General features: G+C 31.5%; 15 protein-coding genes and 1 pseudogene. 15 read left to right on the top strand and 1 reads right to left on the bottom strand.

Annotated elements, in window-relative coordinates:
• Positions 1-34 precede the first annotated feature (34 nt).
• From rlmD to C1715_RS02025, 12 genes and pseudogenes are all read left to right on the top strand, one after another.
• Positions 35-1,372 (top strand): 23S rRNA (uracil(1939)-C(5))-methyltransferase RlmD, encoded by a 1,338-nt coding sequence (rlmD, locus tag C1715_RS02085; protein WP_102399022.1) that lies wholly within the window; start codon positions 35-37, stop codon positions 1,370-1,372.
• Positions 1,373-1,747: 375 nt separating this feature from the next.
• Complete coding sequence (locus tag C1715_RS02080; protein WP_102399021.1) at positions 1,748-2,077, top strand: AbrB/MazE/SpoVT family DNA-binding domain-containing protein; 330 nt, start codon at positions 1,748-1,750, stop codon at positions 2,075-2,077.
• Entirely contained in the window at positions 2,074-2,808 is a 735-nt protein-coding gene (locus C1715_RS02075; protein WP_102399020.1) for an ABC transporter ATP-binding protein, read from the top strand. The genes C1715_RS02080 and C1715_RS02075 overlap by 4 nt, the downstream gene beginning before the upstream one ends.
• Positions 2,805-3,542, top strand: coding sequence for an ABC transporter permease (locus C1715_RS02070; protein ID WP_102399019.1), 738 nt, complete (start codon positions 2,805-2,807; stop codon positions 3,540-3,542). The genes C1715_RS02075 and C1715_RS02070 overlap by 4 nt, the downstream gene beginning before the upstream one ends.
• A 1,547-nt stretch (positions 3,543-5,089) precedes the next feature.
• Positions 5,090-5,980, top strand: coding sequence for a hypothetical protein (locus C1715_RS02060; protein WP_102399018.1), 891 nt, complete (start codon positions 5,090-5,092; stop codon positions 5,978-5,980).
• 19 nt (positions 5,981-5,999) lie between these two features.
• A complete protein-coding gene (gene uvrA, locus C1715_RS02055; RefSeq protein ID WP_102399017.1) occupies positions 6,000-8,903 on the top strand; it encodes an excinuclease ABC subunit UvrA in 2,904 nt (967 codons plus the stop codon).
• Positions 8,904-9,105: 202 nt separating this feature from the next.
• Positions 9,106-9,618 (top strand): hypothetical protein, encoded by a 513-nt coding sequence (locus C1715_RS02050; RefSeq protein ID WP_102399016.1) that lies wholly within the window; start codon positions 9,106-9,108, stop codon positions 9,616-9,618.
• A 92-nt stretch (positions 9,619-9,710) separates the two neighbouring features.
• Positions 9,711-10,118, top strand: coding sequence for a P-loop NTPase family protein (locus tag C1715_RS02045; RefSeq protein ID WP_102399015.1), 408 nt, complete (start codon positions 9,711-9,713; stop codon positions 10,116-10,118).
• 106 nt (positions 10,119-10,224) lie between these two features.
• Positions 10,225-10,395: an NUDIX domain-containing protein gene (locus tag C1715_RS20175; RefSeq protein WP_341457731.1), complete on the top strand. Its 171-nt coding sequence runs from the start codon at positions 10,225-10,227 to the stop codon at positions 10,393-10,395.
• Positions 10,396-10,844: 449 nt separating this feature from the next.
• Positions 10,845-11,678 carry a DUF2785 domain-containing protein gene (locus C1715_RS02035; protein ID WP_102399014.1) on the top strand — a complete coding sequence of 278 codons (834 nt, stop codon included), beginning with the start codon at positions 10,845-10,847 and terminating at the stop codon, positions 11,676-11,678.
• 157 nt (positions 11,679-11,835) lie between these two features.
• Positions 11,836-12,102 (top strand): annotated as a pseudogene (locus C1715_RS02030) (DDE-type integrase/transposase/recombinase); the annotation flags it as partial.
• Between the two features lie 448 nt (positions 12,103-12,550).
• The gene (locus tag C1715_RS02025) at positions 12,551-13,108 is read left to right on the top strand and encodes a cysteine hydrolase family protein (protein WP_102399012.1); all 558 of its coding nucleotides are present in this window, start codon (positions 12,551-12,553) and stop codon (positions 13,106-13,108) included.
• Between the two features lie 62 nt (positions 13,109-13,170).
• On the opposite strand, the gene C1715_RS02020 is transcribed toward C1715_RS02025, so the two are convergent.
• Positions 13,171-13,740, bottom strand: coding sequence for a TetR/AcrR family transcriptional regulator (locus C1715_RS02020; RefSeq protein ID WP_035292244.1), 570 nt, complete (start codon positions 13,738-13,740; stop codon positions 13,171-13,173).
• Between the two features lie 373 nt (positions 13,741-14,113).
• On the opposite strand from C1715_RS02020, the gene C1715_RS02015 reads away from it, so the two are divergent.
• The 3 genes from C1715_RS02015 to C1715_RS02005 are packed head-to-tail and all read left to right on the top strand — an operon-like array spanning position 14,114 to position 17,465.
• Complete coding sequence (locus C1715_RS02015; protein ID WP_102399011.1) at positions 14,114-15,841, top strand: NAD(P)/FAD-dependent oxidoreductase; 1,728 nt, start codon at positions 14,114-14,116, stop codon at positions 15,839-15,841.
• A complete protein-coding gene (locus C1715_RS02010; protein ID WP_102399010.1) occupies positions 15,838-17,094 on the top strand; it encodes an NAD(P)/FAD-dependent oxidoreductase in 1,257 nt (418 codons plus the stop codon). Before C1715_RS02015 ends, C1715_RS02010 begins: the two co-directional genes overlap by 4 nt.
• Positions 17,091-17,465, top strand: a complete 375-nt coding sequence (locus C1715_RS02005; protein ID WP_102399009.1) for a DUF1667 domain-containing protein — start codon at positions 17,091-17,093, stop codon at positions 17,463-17,465. The genes C1715_RS02010 and C1715_RS02005 overlap by 4 nt, the downstream gene beginning before the upstream one ends.
• The last annotated feature ends 8 nt before the right edge of the window (positions 17,466-17,473 follow it).

Genomic DNA, 17,473 nt, shown 5'->3' with positions numbered 1-17,473 from the left:
AAAATGTAATTACAAAAATAGGAGAAATGCTTGTATGAAAAATAAAACCACTAGAGATAACAATAAAGCTACTAGAGGTAGCAATAAAACTACTAGAAATAATAATAAAACTATTAGAGATAATAATAAAGCTGATAGAGGTAATAATAAAACCACTAGAGAGAATAATAAAACAATATGCAAAAAAAATACTAAGGTAAAAGAAAAAGAATTAAATTCAAAAGAGAACAAGCAAGTAGTATGTCCGAAATACAAGGAATGTGGAGCATGTGAAAATTTGCATATACCTTATGAAAAACAGTTAAAAGATAAAGAAATTGAAGTTAAAAAATTGTTAGGAAAAAATATATATGTACATCCTGTAATAGGAATGAAGAATCCTTATAATTATAGAAATAAGGTTCATGCAGTATTTCATAGAGAGAAAAGTGGAAATATAATTTCTGGAATATACAAGGCAGGAACTCACAAGGTAATACCTGTGGAAAAATGTTATATTGAAGACAGAAAAGCAGATGAAATAATTGTTTCTATTCGTGGACTTTTAAAGTCCTTTAAAATAAATCCTTATGATGAGGATAAAAGAGAGGGACTTTTAAGGCATGTGCTAATAAGAAAAGGATTCTCAACTGGCGAGATTATGGTAGTTTTAGTGGTGGCATGCACAAGATTTCCATCTAAAAATAACTTTGTAAAGGCGCTTCGTAAATTGCATCCAGAGATAACCACTATTGTACTAAATATAAATAATAAAAGCACCAGTATGGTTCTTGGAGATAGGGAGCAGGTCATATATGGTAAAGGCTATATTGAAGATGTGCTTTTAGGGTGTACTTTTAGGATTTCGTCACGTTCTTTTTATCAAGTTAACCCTATCCAAACTCAAGTTCTTTATGAAAAAGCCATTGAGCTTGCAGAGCTTACAGGAAAGGAAAAGGTTATTGATGCCTATTGTGGCATTGGTACAATTGGACTTATAGCAAGTAAACATGCAAAGAAGGTTATTGGAGTTGAATTAAATGGCGATGCTGTAAGGGATGCTATTTTTAATGCAAAGAGAAATAAAATTAATAATGTCACATTCTATGCAGGTGATGCTGGAGAATTTATGGAAGACATGGCATGTAGAGGTGAAAGTGCAGATGTAGTTATTATGGATCCTCCAAGAAGTGGTAGCACCGAAAAATTTATGGATTCTATAGTGAAGATGGGTCCCAAAAGGGTGGTGTACATCTCCTGTAACCCAGAAACCTTAGCAAGAGACCTTAAGTATATGAATAAGAAGGGCTATATAGCCAAGGAGGCATGGCCGGTGGACATGTTTGCTATGACGGCGCATGTGGAGACAGTTGTCTTGATGTCTAGAAAGTAAAGCTCGGAAAGCCTTGAAAATACTGGGTTTCATAAAATGAAAGTAAATCTGTCCACTCAACCTAAGCCCTCGATATGTGTTCATGGAAACATATCGAGGATGTTTTTTTGTGGTAAAATAAGTCTGAAATTAGGTAGGGTTGAGGAGACAGAATAGATAAATTCGTAGGGTTGAGAAGATGGGATGGATGTAACAAAATATAAGAAGTTCTTTAGCAATTAAGTAAAATTCTTCATAAAGTAGGAGAATTCGTAGAAAAAACTCTATGATAACTCCTACTTTTTTATTGACATGAAATGATTACTTAAGTATAATTAGTTATACAAGTATAACACGTATGACTTAACATACCCTTTAAGAAAGGAGATATATTATATGAAAAATAACAATAAGGAAAAACGAGAAAATGACAAACAAGATAAGTATATGGGTTCTGTAAAGGTAGGGGCTAAGGGACAGATAGTGATTCCAAAAGAGGTACGGGAGATGTTTAATATAGAACCAGATGATACACTTCTTTTACTCGCAGATGTAGAAAGAGGAATAGCTATTCAGAGACTTGATTACTTTGATAAAATGGCTGATGAAATATTTAGCGGTAAATATAAGCCTGATAGAAATGAAAATAACGAAAATAATGAACATTTGACTGAATTTGCAAAAGGAATAAAAAATGTTAGTAAGATGGAGGATGAAGGTAAATGATTGCGATAAGAACCATAGACCTTGAAAAAAAGTACAAAGAAAAAGTAGCATTAAACAAGCTTAATTTATCTATTAAAGAAGGAGAATTATTTTCATTGCTAGGTACAAATGGAGCCGGAAAAACAACAACAATTAAAATGCTTTCATGTTTGTGTAGCCCAACAAGTGGTGATGCAATACTACTTGGAGATAGCATAGTTAAAAATCCCTTTGCTGTAAAAGAAAAAATAGCTGTGTCTCCGCAAGAAACAGCAGTTGCACCAAATTTAACAGTTAAGGAGAATTTACAATTGATTTCTGAAGTTTACGGCAATAACAAAAAAGATGCTATAAGAAAAGCTGATGAGATAATTGAAAGTTTTGGACTTGCGGAAATAGCAAAAAGTAAAGCGAAGACATTATCAGGAGGTTGGCAGAGAAGGCTAAGCATTGCAATGTCTCTTATTTCTAACCCGAAGATTTTATTTCTTGATGAACCTACCCTTGGTCTTGATGTCATCGCCAGACGTGAACTTTGGACTATGGTAAAAGAATTAAAAGGTAAAATTACTATTATTCTCACAACACATTATTTGGAAGAAACTGAAGCTCTATCAGATAGGATTGGTATTATGACAAAAGGCAAACTAAAAGCAGTCGGTACAGCTAGGGAACTTATGGAATGTGCAAATGCACAAAATTTTGAAGATGCATTTATTGCTCTTTCTACAGATGGAGGTGTATCTATATGAAAACATTAGCGTTTGCTTCACGAAATGCTAAGGAAATTTTAAGGGATCCTTTAAACTTAGCTTTCGGTATAGGATTTCCATTGGCTATATTGTTTTTACTTTCTATTATTCAGTCTAATGTCCCAGTAAGTTTATTTGAAATCGAAAATCTTGTGCCAGGAATTGCTGTTTTTGGATTTTCATTTATATCAACATTTTCTGGAATGCTTATTGCAAAAGATAGAAGTACATCATTTTTAATGAGATTATTCTCATCTCCACTTACTGGAGCTAATTTTATACTTGGTTATTCACTTCCACTTTTGCCATTTGCAATAGTGCAGAGTGCTATTTGTTTTATTGCAGCATTTTTCCTTGGACTTAAAATTAGCGTTAATGTATTGATTGTATTTATTGTACTCATTCCAACATCCATTCTTTTTATAGGAATTGGGTTATTGGCAGGAAGTTTACTTACAGATAAACAAGTTGGGGGAGTTTGTGGTGCTTTACTTACAAATCTTGCCGCATGGCTATCTGGAACATGGTTCGATTTAAATTTAGTCGGTGGAACTTTTAAACAGGTTGCTTATGCACTCCCCTTTGTTCATGCAGTTGATGCTGGTAAATCGGCACTTGCAGGTAACTATAGTGGAATGTTTCCACATCTTTGGTGGGTAATAGGATATGCAACTGTAATTTTTATTTTAGCAGTATTGATATTTAGTAAAAGAATGAACAGTGATGCAGATTAAATTATATTTAATTAAACTGAATTTTGTTAAAATTATTATACTCTGTGTTTGTAGTTATAGTCATGATGTATCATCTTTTTATAAAGAATGTAATAGATATGTTCCTTTATACCTCAGTTTTTCAAAAGACAGCTGAAATCACAGGGATATGTTTCTACGAACATAAGCTTTAAAAGTCCACTAAGGACATCACTATTAAACTCTCAATCCAAGATGGCTTGGGAAACTGATGGATAAGGTAAGAAATTTCAGTTTGCTGCTGTTAATATGTTGCCCACAACGCAAATATCGTGAATATGTTTCCATAAATAAGTTTTCCGTGGATATGTTCCCGTGAACGGCGGTTTTTCAAAAATCAGCCAAAAACCCATTGGCATGTTCCCGTAAACGTAAGGTTAAAAAAAGCAGCCCAAGACATCAATTCCATCAACTCCACCCATGTTGAGACGGTAGTACTGATGACGAATTGTAGTTCTGAGAAGAAAAAATAGGGTTTAACCACAATATGTTGTGGTTTTTAGCTTAAAAATGAGCAAAATATAGATGATATAGCTATTTTTAAGAAATTTTCATAACATTAAGGCTAAGTGGAAGGTCAGTTAATGATCCGAAACTTAGCCTTTTTATATACCTTTTGACTAATATTATTTTATAATGAGGCTTACTATGAACAAAAAAAATGAATATTATTATAATATTATCTGGTGTTGGAAGTTTTGCCAGCGGATTGTTGAAAAAACACATAAAAGTAAAACTTATAAAATAATATGCATTTATATTTTAATCAGTAAATTTACAGGCGCATTTGTTTACTAAATCTAATAAGAAATCATTATGAAAAAAGAAGCTGAAAACACTAAAGAACTGCTAATTTTACCTTTAACAAAAGGACATCTGACTTTGAAACACCAGCAATAGCGTAAAGTATATCATGTGCAAGTAAGTGCTTAAGTCATTTTGACATACTTTAGAAATTCTAAATTAGACATTAATATAAATGGAGACCTAAGGGTTTCCCAATATACTTTACATTATACAAGGAGTATTGAAAGATAAATACATAGAATATTTTGTCTAATGATCTATATACTATTTAAAGTTCAAAAAGAGAGTAGTTTGTGAAATAAAAATAATAAGATTAAACTAATCGTAAAAATATAAGTAAATGACCATTATTTCTACAAAAAAATGAAAAAAAGTTAATAAGTTGTCACGAAAAAAAGTAAATATGATACAAGAAACAACAAAATAATTACCATATATGTTATATAATAGAGATTAATGAAAAAATATGAATATTGAGTATTTTTGTATTATAGTAAAAATAAAATTATATAATGAGGAGTTTTATGGAAATATATGCTGTAAAAATTTCTGATATTAGTGAAGAAAAATTAAAAGAATTATGTTTACTGATTGATTCAGAAAAAAATATAATGAATTGTTTAAGAAATGTTTTAATTTAGAGGATAGTAAACTATATTATATAAAGCATTTTGATTTAAATATTATATATATATTATTGAAAGAAGGTGTTCAAATTAGTTATGGAGAAGGCAGAGTTACGTTTACAGTTTGAAAAGGCTTTAAATAGCATTGTTGAAAAATTTAAAAGTGCCCCTAAGTGTATAGCTGGTTTTTTAATTGGAAGTATGAGTCATGATTTAATTTGGGAATGGTCCGATTTGCAAATATTACTTATATATGATGACAGTTATAAAGGTTGTTGTGATTATTATCTCTTAGAGCATAATGTTCCTGTAGTAGTTAATATAAGAAAAAGGAATAGTTTTAAGACCTATCTTGAGAGTGCAAATGTTTCGGATTACTTTTTTTGTGCCTTATCAAAAAGCACTATGCTTTTTTCAAAAGATAAAATCTTAAAAGAATACTTTGAGGATATCTTTTATATTGGAGATCGGGATAGAGAAGTTGAAATGTTATTAGGATTTTCAGAGGCTATATATTATTTGAACAAAGCACAAAAAAATTTCCTTGTTAAAAAAGATAGTGCAAATGCAGCTTATTTTATGTTCCCTCTTGTTCAAGGAATAGCTTGGTTGGAAGTAGCTAGGAGTCGTTCTTTCCCAGAAAGGGAAATTATAGCTCAAGCTAGTAAGCTCAAGCCGGAATTATTTAAAAAGATATATGAACCTATATTAAATGAATCTGTGACTAATGATATGATTGAAAAGATACTTGAGGAGTGTTATCAATATTTAAAAGATAATACAATGGAAGTTTATCGACCTATAATTTCTTATTTAAAAGAACATGGTAATTTAAAGGAGTTTTCTATGAAAATAAGAGAACATGGGTTTGGAATAAATTATGATTGGTTATACCGTATGGGTATAGTTGATATTTATGCTGAACCAATAAAAATAAATAATCAGAATATAGAGTTCTTTCAAGTTGGATATAGGATAAAAAGTTAATTTAATAAAGTATTGCAATATGGAAAGGTGGGTGTCTTTAATAGTGGAGAACTACATTAAAATAAAGGGTGCCAGAGAGCATAATTTAAAAAATGTTGAAGTAAATATACCTCATGGTAAGCATACTGTTATAGTTGGGGTAAGTGGTTCAGGTAAATCCACACTTGCATATGACGTTATTTATGCTGCAGGGCAAAAAAGATTACTTGATTGTCTTTCAGAACAAGTAAAACGCTTTACAAGTCAGCTCAAACAACCAGATGTAAACTTTATTGAAGGACTTACACCTGTGATTAGCTTGAAACAATATAAGCCAAACAAAAATCCAAGGGCTACTATAGGAACTCTTTCGGAAGTTAGCACATATTTACGTTATCTGTATACTACTATTGGCGAAGCGCGCTGTCCGTTTTGCAGGAGCGTATTCCCAATTTGTTCTGTTCATTATTTAATAAAAGAACTAGAAAAGCTTCCTGAATCAACTATTATAGAATTACAATTTCCTGTATATAAAGCTAGAAACAAAAAATACGAAGAATTATTTGCTGAATTACGCAAAAAGGGTTATAAAAGAGTTGAGATAGATGGTGAGCGTAAAGATCTTCGAGATTGGATAGTTGTTGATAAATCACCAAAGTCTATTATGGTAATTGCAGATAAAATTCAAATACATCAAGAACTATCTAGAAGTGAGATTCAAGTAATACAGAATGCTATTTCTCAAGGTGAGGGGTTTTTAAGAATTGTTATACCTGATATTGAGGAAAGAAAAAAATGTGAGTGGTTTTTCAAAAAACATGGGTGTATAGAACATGGTATGGTTATGGCAGAGGTTCTACCATCTTTCTTCTCATTTAATGATTTTAATAGCGCATGTGAAGAGTGCCATGGTAGTGGATTAAGGAAAGTTGTATATCCATCTACATTAGTACAAAATAGCAAAAAAAGTATGAAGAAAGGTCCTTTCTTTACACAAGTTTATAACAATAAGCATTCATTTTGGTTTATGCTCATGTATAGTTTAGCAAAACATTATGAGTTTTCATTTGAAGAGCCTTTTGAAGATTTACCTGACTTTGCTAAGAAGATAATTTTTTATGGAACTAATGGGGATAGGTTTCCGTTGATAAGGCCAGAAGGTTATGATAAAGAGATGCCCAGCTATACTCCTAAAGTTGGTGAAAATGTTGAGTTTGAAGGGTTAGTAAACAGGATAAATAAATACTATGAGAATAAACAAAATCTTGAACTCAGTAAAGCAGAAGAAAATTTCTTTAATAAGTTTATGAGTGATGAAATGTGTCAATCATGTAATGGTACAAGACTGAAGCCTCAAAGACAATTTGTAAACATTATGGGGTATAGCTATAATGATTTGGGTAACATGGAACTTAGTGATTTAAAGTATTTTATTGAAAATATAGAAATACCTTATGAAAAAGAAGATGCATTATTACCAATAATACACGAAATTAGGACAAGATTAAATTCACTAATAAGAATCGGATTAGGATATCTTAGTTTAAATAGAAGGGCAGATACTCTTTCAGGTGGTGAATATCAGAGAGTGAGACTAGCTGGACAAATAGGTTCAGGATTAATGGGATTAACTTATATAATTGATGAACCAACAGTAGGACTACATGGTATGGACAATATAAAAATCATTGAACTTTTAGAACAGTTGAGAGCTCAGGGAAATACAGTTATAACTATAGAACATGATGTTGATGTAATTAAAAAAGCCGATTATATTATAGAAATGGGGCCAGGTGCAGGTGTTAACGGTGGCGAAGTAGTTGCAGATGGAACTATTGAAGACGTTGTGAAAAGTCATAAGTCAATAATTGCCCCTTTTTTAAGACGCAGAAGTGATTATGTAATGATGAAACACCCTTGTGAAAATAAATTTGATTTCATCAAGATTGTTGGAGCACAAGCAAATAACCTGAAAAATATAGATGTATCAATACCATTAAATAGATTAGTCTGTTTAACAGGTGTTTCTGGATCAGGGAAAAGTTCGTTGGCTATAGAAATTCTTTATAAAGCTTTTTGGTCTACTTTGCATGATCCTAGAATCACTCCAGGGAAATATTTGCGTATAGAAGGAATGAAAAAAATAAAAGACGTTTATTGTATTGATCAATCACCAATTAGTAGATCCAAGAAATCAATACCAGCTACTTATATTGGTATTTTTGATACTATAAGAAATATTTTTGCAGAATGTGATGATGCTAAGAAGTATGGATTAACAGATATGGCTAATTTTTCATTTAATTCCAAAGGTGGATGTTCATCTTGTAAAGGAATGGGATACTTAGATACACATGTTCACTATTTAGGGGATTTACAAACTGAGTGTCCAGTGTGCAAAGGCGCTAGGTATACTAGTGAGGTATTAGAAGTATTATATAAAGGAAAAAATATAGCACAAGTTTTGGATTTGAATTTTGAAGAAGCACTTTCTTTCTTTGAAAATCAAACATATATATATAACAAGTTAAAATATTTATGTGATCTTGGGTTAGGATATATGAAGCTAGGTCAGCAGATTAATACTATTTCAGGTGGAGAGGCACAACGATTAAGGTTAGCTAAAGAAATAAGTAAAATTCGTGGGAAAAAGAATATGCTTTATATTATGGATGAACCTACTACAGGACTTCATTCTAAAGATATTGAAAGACTTTTAGTAGCTATTAGGTCTATTATTGACAAAGGCAATTCAGTGGTGCTTATAGAGCATAATCCAGACATAATTATAGATGCAGATTACATCATTGATATAGGTCCAGAAGCAGGTAAAAATGGAGGTCAAGTTGTTGCGGAAGGTACTTTAAAAGAGATTCTTGAATGTGATCAATCAAAGACTGGCCAATATTTGAAATTATATATAAGGGATAATTTTAAAATTTAATAAAATTTTTAAATTAGTTTATGTTGGTAATTGTTGGCATGAACTAATTTTTATATTAAAGAGATTATAATTATTTTATGAGAAGTTTAGTGGTTGGTGATAAGTGTAGAGAAATTATTACTAGCCAGAAACTATTTAATGTTTTATGAATTAAAAATTCATCTATAAAGTTAAATGAAAGTAATTTGCAAGGAGGTGGCTTATGGAGTATATTCATAAACCATTGACTGGTTCATTATTGGATTCTCTATATGCAGAGAGTACAATTAATATGTTTTATGTTACAATCATTAAGCTGTGTGTTCTTGATGAACTTTCAAAGCACAATGAATTAATATTACATGATAAGGTGAAAAAAATGGTTTTTGATATGCAGTATCATTTTTTTATAAAGCTAGAACATATCCCTCAGAAATTAAATGTTTCACTTAGAAACTTATTACTTACAAATATGAAAATCACACCAGAATTTTTATCAGAAGAGCCTCTATATACTTATTATAATAGTATTGGAGAGTATGAACTAATTAAAATATTAGAAATGAGAGAGGATAATGTTATCCAAAAAGAATTGATTAGAAAAGCATTTATAGCAAGAAATGTATCTATTAATGACTACATAGATTTTTTAAATAAAGAAAGTCATTTATGTGGGTGTGATCTAAATTATATTCAGAAAGAAAAAATGAAAGAATACTTGATAAATATAATCTGATGAAAGGATCCATAATATTTTAAAGAAAAAATAAGAATCGAGAGACAAAAATATTATAAATACTATTTAATGCCAAGGGGGAACTAGGCTCGATGGTCATTAGTATTGTAGCATCAAGCCATGTTGAAACGGTAATTCTTTTGTCCCAACAAAAACTAGATACCGTTAAATATCCGAATTTTATCATATCGGCAGTAAATGGCGACCTTGGAGATAAAATCAATTCACTATACGAGTGCGTCATCTATCTTACGGTACCTCTTGAAATTCGGCTTAAGCGTGTAAAGCAACGATCTTATGATAAGTTTGGAGACAGAGTCCTTGCGGGTGGCGATATGTATGAGCAGGAGCAGGGATTTTTTGATTCTGTTGTAACGAAAAACATGGAAAAAACGGATGAGTGGGTAAAAGGTATATCCTGTCCCGTTATTTATGTCGATGGGACAAAGCCTATTGATGAAACTATCAAATTGCTTTTGACTAAATTGACGGAATTCTAACAGGGGGAAAACTTGCAATGGCACGAACAGAAAAAGTAGAATTAACGGTATTATGTTTGATACACAGAAAAAATCAATATTTATTGCAAGATAGAGTAAAAGAAGAATGGAAGGGATATACTTGCCTGGTGGGCATGTTGAAGAAGGAGAATCCATAGTAGATGCTGTAATTCGGGAGATGAGAGAGGAAACAGGATTAACTGTGTTAAATCCGAAGCTGTGTGGAGTAAAACAATTCCCCATAGAAGATGGTAAATGGAAAATTGTTTTAAAATAAAGAGATAAGAGTTACACTAGAGCATTAAGTGTAAGGGGTTAGACCCTTTCCAAAAAAACTGGAAGTTTACTTCTAGTTTTTGTTGCTAATAGGAGGTAAGCATCAAACTGCTTACTATTTATATGTTTGTCATACATTCTATTTTTAATATAAAGTTACCGTCAAATAAAAGTGGGATGTCCAAGATTTACGACAATCTCGGACATCCCACTATATTTTGTTACCCAGATTATATGATATTTTACATCATATAGAGTATGACTTCCCTTACTGTATTCTTCCATACTTATCCACCACCTAGTTTAAGTATGTCCATTTTTCATGCTTCAGTTCTGCATTTCTTTATATTTTATTGACATATATAACCACATTGTAGTAAAATCATTTTAGTTGTTGATTTTACAGGCATTTGATTAATTGGGAAATATATTAAGAAACAAGGGAAATATATGGAAAAGAAAGTGTTGAAGACGTTATTAAGAAATATAAAAGATAACAAATACACAGTACCAGAGGGGGTGAACCCATATAAATTATCCTTAGAGTTGATGGATTATATAGGGGATATTGATGGTGAAATGCGTAATGACTTGGTTTTTGACGTTCTTGTAGAATGGATAATGAATGATGTTCTAACACCTGAAGAAGCACATGACATATTTATGATAGCATTAGACGAAAAACATATTTTTAAAGGATTGGGGAAAATTAACGATACAGTTTTTGATAGGACTTTTTCCGTTGAAGTGGCTGCATGTATAATCTATAAGCATAGGAACCGTTTATCTGATAGTGATATTTTAAAGGCTTTTAATACAGTTTTGAAATTTTATAATGAGGACAAGGATGTAAGAGGTTTTGTAGAAGGTAAAAGCTGGGCTCATGGAGCTGCCCACGGTGCTGATGCCCTAATGGAGCTTTCACAATGTCAAATAATAGGATATGAAGGACTAAAAGAGATATTAGATTCAATATATAAAAAAATTAACATAAATTATTATGGATATATTAACAACGAGGATGAGCGTATGATATCGACTGTTAAGGAGGTTTTGGAAAGAGATATAATTCCTGTAGGGGAAATTGAGGAATGGATCAGAAGCTTTGGTAACATAGAAAAAACAGGTATACTTCCTAATGATTTATTTATTGAATTTAATGTAACTCTTTTCTTAAAAAGCTTATACTTTAGACTTGTTGATAATACCAAGTATGACCAAATAGCAAAAATAGTTAAAGAGGTGCTAAAGAAAACAAGTCGTTTTGGTGAGGATTACTCATAAGCACCTGATTTTTGAATGTCTATGAGAATGCAGCAAAGGTTGTAAATGAATGAGCAGGGGATATCCACATAGCCATCAACCTAATAATGTTAATGAGTGTAAGAGGACAGACCCTTTTCAAAAACTGGAAGTTTACTTCTAGTTTTTGTTGCTAAAGTCAAAGGTTTCAAAGAAATTTAAAGCTACTACTAACTCTAACCACAAGCTTCTAGTTGCAGAAAATATTTTGAATCGTGATTTTACCGTGGACAAACCTAAGGAAAAAATGGTAAGTGATATAACATATCTCTGGACAGATGAAGGCTGGTTATACATTGCAAGTATTATGGATTTATGTGGACAAAAAATTGTCGCTTTATCGATGAGTGAAAGAATGACAAAGGAATTAGTTATCAAGGCATTAAAGGACGCGTATCAGCGAGCATGAAAACCAACAGGAGTCATTTATATTACAATAACACAAATAAAAAAGTGAAGGTAGCATAAAAAATGAAATAATATGATAATCTACGAAAAAGCTAGAAATAACGAGTTTAAGGTGTCTAGTTTATTGGGGAAATGGCAAGGGGTATTATACCTCTTTTTAGTATACATAAATTTAATATCAACACCTTACTTCAGATACATAAAAATTTGAAAGTAAGGTGTTTTTTATTTTATAAAACCATGAGAAATATTTACAGAATTCAATATTTTTAATACATTAATGGAATATGTTGTCATACAATTATATAAGTAAGCTAATTAAAAATAAAAAATAGTGATTATTTAGGATGGCTGAATAGGTATTAAAAAAGTGAGTTGTTAATATTTGTTAAAAATAGAGGTGTTTTTATAAAATATTGCAGCTAATATATAAGGAGGAGGATGAGATGAAAAGAGCATTATTAGTTATTGACGTACAAAATGAATATTTTATTGGTAAACTACCTATTGTACATGCTAATAGGAGTTTAAAAAATATTATTAAGTCTATGGATGAGGCTTCAAAAAATAATATTCCAATTATTTTAATTCAACATACGGAAGTAGAAAATAATTCAGAAACGTTTATTAGAGGAAGCAAGGAATGGGAAATACATGATGAAATCAAAAAAAGAAAGCATGAATGTATTATTGAAAAAAATTTGCCAGGAAGTTTTACAGAAACTAATTTAGAGGAGTTACTTAGAAACATGAATGTAGATACAGTTGTAGTATGTGGATATATGACCCAGATGTGTTGTGATACTACTGCAAGACAAGCATCTCATTTAGGATTTTCAGTAGAATTTTTATCGGATGCAACGGGAACACTTGACATATCAAATAATCAGGGGAGAATAAGTGCTAAGGAGTTACAAAAGGCTATTTTAATAATTCAAGCAACGAGATTTAGTAAAGTTTTAACTACAGATAAATGGGTAGAATGTATAAAAAATCATATTTAGAATTTAGAAAAGCCGTACGCATAAAATATGCAAGCGGCTTTTTGATTATAGAATTTCTCAAATTAGTTCTTAGGTAACAAAACCTTAATAAATTGACTGCTTTCCGCAATAAATTTATCCACGTCTAAGCTAGTGTTTTTCAAAGTTTTATGAATAAATAATCCATCAGAAGCTAATAAAATTAACCAAGTTAAATATTCAGCAGGTATTTTATCAGTTCTCTCACGAATTTTCTCTGTAATAATGGCAGCAAATTCTGCATAACGCTGCATCAATTTTATACGAATCTCTTCGTTGCCAAGCATAGCATCATAAAAGAAGTGAAGACGCATACCTACCGAAGAAATGTCTCTTTCTAAAACATATTTTACCAGTCTATCAAGAGAAGTATCTTTTTCTGGATTTTCAGTCCAAGCTATTAAATCATTCCACTGTTCTTTTAAATATTTATCAGTAATATCAAATAAAATATCATTTTTAGATTTGTAATGATAGTATAGAGTGCCTTTTGAAATTCCTGCATTTTTAGCTATTTCTGCTAAAGATATTTCTGAAAGCTTTTTTGTTTCCAATAATTTTTCTGTGGCGTCTAATATTAAATTTTTTACATTGTCTTTTCTTGGTGCTGCCAAAACTTTACCTCCTAAATATGGTGAAACTTTATTTAAAGTATAAGGCACATTCAAATAAATAACAAGTCAGTATGCCAGTCTATCTGGCGTCATACTGCGTCACCAGAACCCGACGATAGTCCTACCAAAGGCAGAGTTTCCTTGTCTGACACAAAATATACCAGCATCTTTGACTTGTTATTTCTTTTCATGTACCTAACGTTTATAAAATAGTTTGTCTATTTTATTTAGTTTCATAAATGAATATTAAAATATATTTTAATATTCATTAAATTAAAAATATTTATGCAAATATATTGACAATTTACAAAATAATTGATATTTTAAAGTTAAAGTCGGTTGCGTGGGCGACTAAGAAGAAAGAAGTGAAATAATGAATAATAAAGTATTGGAAGTGAAATTACAAAAAAAGTTAGATGAGAAATTTCATAAGATGCTAAAGGTAAATATAAAAGAAAATTGCATAGTTGTTTCAGGAACTCTTTCAAAATGGGAGGATATTATAGATGCTTGTATGATGTGTGTGGTTAAAAAAAGCACTATGCATGTTGTAAATGACATAAAACTGCAGGGAGTTACTATGCCATCAATGAGATTACCAAAGGAAAAAGATGCTTCTTTAGAAGGATTAGAGCCAGATGTTTTGATTATTGGTGGAGGAATTTCTGGGGCTAGTATTGCAAGAGAACTTACTAAATGGAAATTAAATATTTTACTTGTTGATAAAGAAGCCGATTTGGCTATGCAGGCATCAGGAAGAAATGATGGAGAGGTGCATCCAGGTATAGACTTAAATAAGGGGACTTTGAAGCAGCATTATGTATTAAAAGGCAATAGTATGTTTGAAAAGGTATGTAGTGATCTTTCAGTTCCTTTTGTAAGAAGAGGGCAATATGTGGGTTTTAAACAAAAATCAGTGTATCCTATAATACGTGCATATGTATGGCAAAGAAAACATATTTGTAAGGTAGAAGGCACGAGAATTATTAGCAGAAAAGAACTGAAAAAAAGGGAGCCAGAGTTAAATGAGGAATTTGCATTTGCCGTATACAATCCTACAGCAGGATGCGTATGTCCTTATGGACTTACTATAGCTTATGGTGAAAATGCAGTACAAAATGGAGCAAAGGTATCTTTAAATACAGCGGTTTTAGATATGGAAGTAGTAGATGGAGTAATTAAAAGTGTGATGACAAATAGGGGAAGAATTTATCCAAAATTAGTGATTAATGCGGCAGGTACTTTTGCGGAAGATATTGCAAAGATGGCAAAAGATAGATTTTATTCTATTCATCCTAGAAAGGGGACAAACTCAATATTAGATAAGAAATCAGCTCGTTTAGTTAAATCAATAGCGTCTATTAAGCTAATAACAAAGAATAAATTGCATACAAAGGGTGGAGGAATATTACGTACTGTTCATGAGAATCTTTTAGTAGGTCCTAATGCAATTGAAACCTATGAAAAGGAGAATTTTGCTACGGAACAATCTAGTATTGATGCTGTGTTTAAAAAACAAAAGGAAACTGCTAAAGGGTTAAAGGAAAAAGATATTATAACTTATTTTACTGGAGTACGTGCTGCAACCTTTGAGGAAGATTTTGTAATAGAAAAAGGAAGAAAAACAAAGAATTTAATACATTGTGCCGGTATACAATCACCAGGATTAACAACGGCACCAGCGGTAGCATTAGATGTTGAAAAAATGGCAGTAGAAGAATTATCTAAAGAAATTCCTGTACAGAAAAATGAAAAATTTAATCCCAAAAGAAAGGGTGTACCTGTTCTTCGTAATATGACCAGTGAAGAAAGAACAAAGCTAATTAAAGAAAATCCTGATTATGGAATTATAGTTTGTCGCTGTGAGGAAATAAGTAAAGGGGAGATTATTGATGCGCTTAATTCAGTAATTCCAGTTCATACAGTGGATGGTATAAAAAAGAGAATACGACCTGGAATGGGAAGATGTCAAGGAGGATTTTGTATGCCTTTGGTAGCAAAAATAATTAGTGAATATAAAAATATCCCTATAAATGAAGTTAAAAAATCAAACTCCGCTTCCTATATAACCATAGGAGAAACAAAAGGAGGATTAAAATGAACATGTATAATGTAATAGTCATTGGGGGAGGACCAGCTGGACTAGCAGCAGCTATTTCTGCAAAACAGCAAGGTGCAGAGGTACTACTGATTGAGCGTGAAGCAAGACTAGGTGGAATTTTAAAGCAGTGTATACATGATGGTTTTGGATTAGTGCGTTTTGGAGAAAAACTATCAGGACCTGAATATGCAGAACGTTTCATTGACAAGTTTAATGAAGAAAAAATAGATTATAAATTATTAGCTTTTGTTACAAATATTCAAAAGAAAAGTAAAGGATTTATTGTTAGCGTGGTAACTAGAGAAGGGGTTGTAGATTACTCAGCAAATACCATTATTCTTGCCACTGGATGTAGAGAAAGAACTGCAAAACAAGTTTTTATACATGGAACTAGACCATCAGGAATTTTTACGGCGGGTACTGCTCAGCATTTTACAAATTTACTTGGACAGATGCCAACAAAAAAATGTGTTATATTAGGTAGTGGGGACATCGGACTTATTATGGCAAGAAGGTTAACGTTAGAAGGGGCAAAGGTATGTGGTGTATATGAAGCTAAAAGGACCCCTTCAGGATTAACAAGAAATATTATGCAGTGCTTAAATGATTTCAACATTCCCCTTTTCTTATCTCATACAGTAACCCGTGTATTTGGAGAGGATAGGCTTACTGCGGTGGAGATTATGGAAGTGGATGAAAAAATGAAACCCATTAGAGGAACTAGCCAAATAGTAGAATGTGATGCACTTATTTTATCAGTTGGATTGATACCAGAAAATGAAATTGCAGAGAAATTGAATGTAAAATTGGATTTTCGCACCAAAGGACCTATTTGTGACAATGATTTCATGACTAATGTGGAAGGCATATTTTCTTGTGGTAATGCACTTCATGTAAACGATTTAGTGGATTATGTGTCAGAAAGTGGAGAACTGGCAGGAAAAGCCGCAGCAAGATATAAATATGATAAGAGAAATTTATTAGATTTTAAAATTAGCAAATCTATACTCTATTTAGTGCCTCAAAGAATTGACTTATCTAAAGACGATAAAGTTGTAACCTTATATTTTAGAAGCAAGGAAGTGCTAAATAATGCAATTTTACAGATTAATGTAGATGATATAGTAGTTTTCCAAAAAAAATATGCTCATTTAAGACCACCAGAAATGCAAAAGCTAGAAATTGATTTTAATAAATTAAATATAAAAGATAACTCTTCTATTTGCATTGAAGTGAAAGGAGAGATAGCATGAAGAAATTAGTTTGTATTGTATGTCCAAATGGCTGCAACTTGACCATAGAGGGAGATAAAAATAATTGGGTTGTTAGTGGAAATAAGTGCAAAAGAGGAGAAGCTTTTGCTATTAATGAATTGACAAACCCCATGAGAACAATTTGTACAACTGTTAAGACAAATTTTAAAAATGTGCCAGTGCTACCAGTAAGAGTATCTAGTGATATACCAAAGGATATGATATTTAAAGTAATGGAGGAAATTAACAAAGTGATTATTATGTCTCCAATAGGGCGAGGAGATGTTGTAATAAAAGATGTTTTAGGTTTGAAAGTTGATGTTATAGCTACTAGTAATATATTGAAAGATACTACAATTTCTAAAGACTAGATATAGTG

This window comes from Haloimpatiens massiliensis (assembly GCF_900184255.1).
GTDB classification, from domain to species: Bacteria; Bacillota; Clostridia; order Clostridiales; family Clostridiaceae; genus Haloimpatiens; species Haloimpatiens massiliensis.
The sequence above is the reverse complement of the archived record's forward strand: the minus strand, read 5'-3'. Positions and strand labels throughout refer to the sequence as shown.

Excerpts from the sequence above, each read along its gene's own strand:
- rlmD (WP_102399022.1), top strand. The coding sequence starts at position 35 with ATGAAAAATAAAACCACTAGAGATAACAATAAAGCTACTAGAGGTAGC.
- C1715_RS02080 (WP_102399021.1), top strand. The coding sequence starts at position 1,748 with ATGAAAAATAACAATAAGGAAAAACGAGAAAATGACAAACAAGATAAG.
- C1715_RS02075 (WP_102399020.1), top strand. The coding sequence starts at position 2,074 with ATGATTGCGATAAGAACCATAGACCTTGAAAAAAAGTACAAAGAAAAA.
- C1715_RS02070 (WP_102399019.1), top strand. The coding sequence starts at position 2,805 with ATGAAAACATTAGCGTTTGCTTCACGAAATGCTAAGGAAATTTTAAGG.
- C1715_RS02060 (WP_102399018.1), top strand. The coding sequence starts at position 5,090 with ATGGAGAAGGCAGAGTTACGTTTACAGTTTGAAAAGGCTTTAAATAGC.
- uvrA (WP_102399017.1), top strand. The coding sequence starts at position 6,000 with ATGGAAAGGTGGGTGTCTTTAATAGTGGAGAACTACATTAAAATAAAG.
- C1715_RS02050 (WP_102399016.1), top strand. The coding sequence starts at position 9,106 with ATGGAGTATATTCATAAACCATTGACTGGTTCATTATTGGATTCTCTA.
- C1715_RS02045 (WP_102399015.1), top strand. The coding sequence starts at position 9,711 with ATGGTCATTAGTATTGTAGCATCAAGCCATGTTGAAACGGTAATTCTT.
- C1715_RS20175 (WP_341457731.1), top strand. The coding sequence starts at position 10,225 with ATGGAAGGGATATACTTGCCTGGTGGGCATGTTGAAGAAGGAGAATCC.
- C1715_RS02035 (WP_102399014.1), top strand. The coding sequence starts at position 10,845 with ATGGAAAAGAAAGTGTTGAAGACGTTATTAAGAAATATAAAAGATAAC.
- C1715_RS02025 (WP_102399012.1), top strand. The coding sequence starts at position 12,551 with ATGAAAAGAGCATTATTAGTTATTGACGTACAAAATGAATATTTTATT.
- C1715_RS02015 (WP_102399011.1), top strand. The coding sequence starts at position 14,114 with ATGAATAATAAAGTATTGGAAGTGAAATTACAAAAAAAGTTAGATGAG.
- C1715_RS02010 (WP_102399010.1), top strand. The coding sequence starts at position 15,838 with ATGAACATGTATAATGTAATAGTCATTGGGGGAGGACCAGCTGGACTA.
- C1715_RS02005 (WP_102399009.1), top strand. The coding sequence starts at position 17,091 with ATGAAGAAATTAGTTTGTATTGTATGTCCAAATGGCTGCAACTTGACC.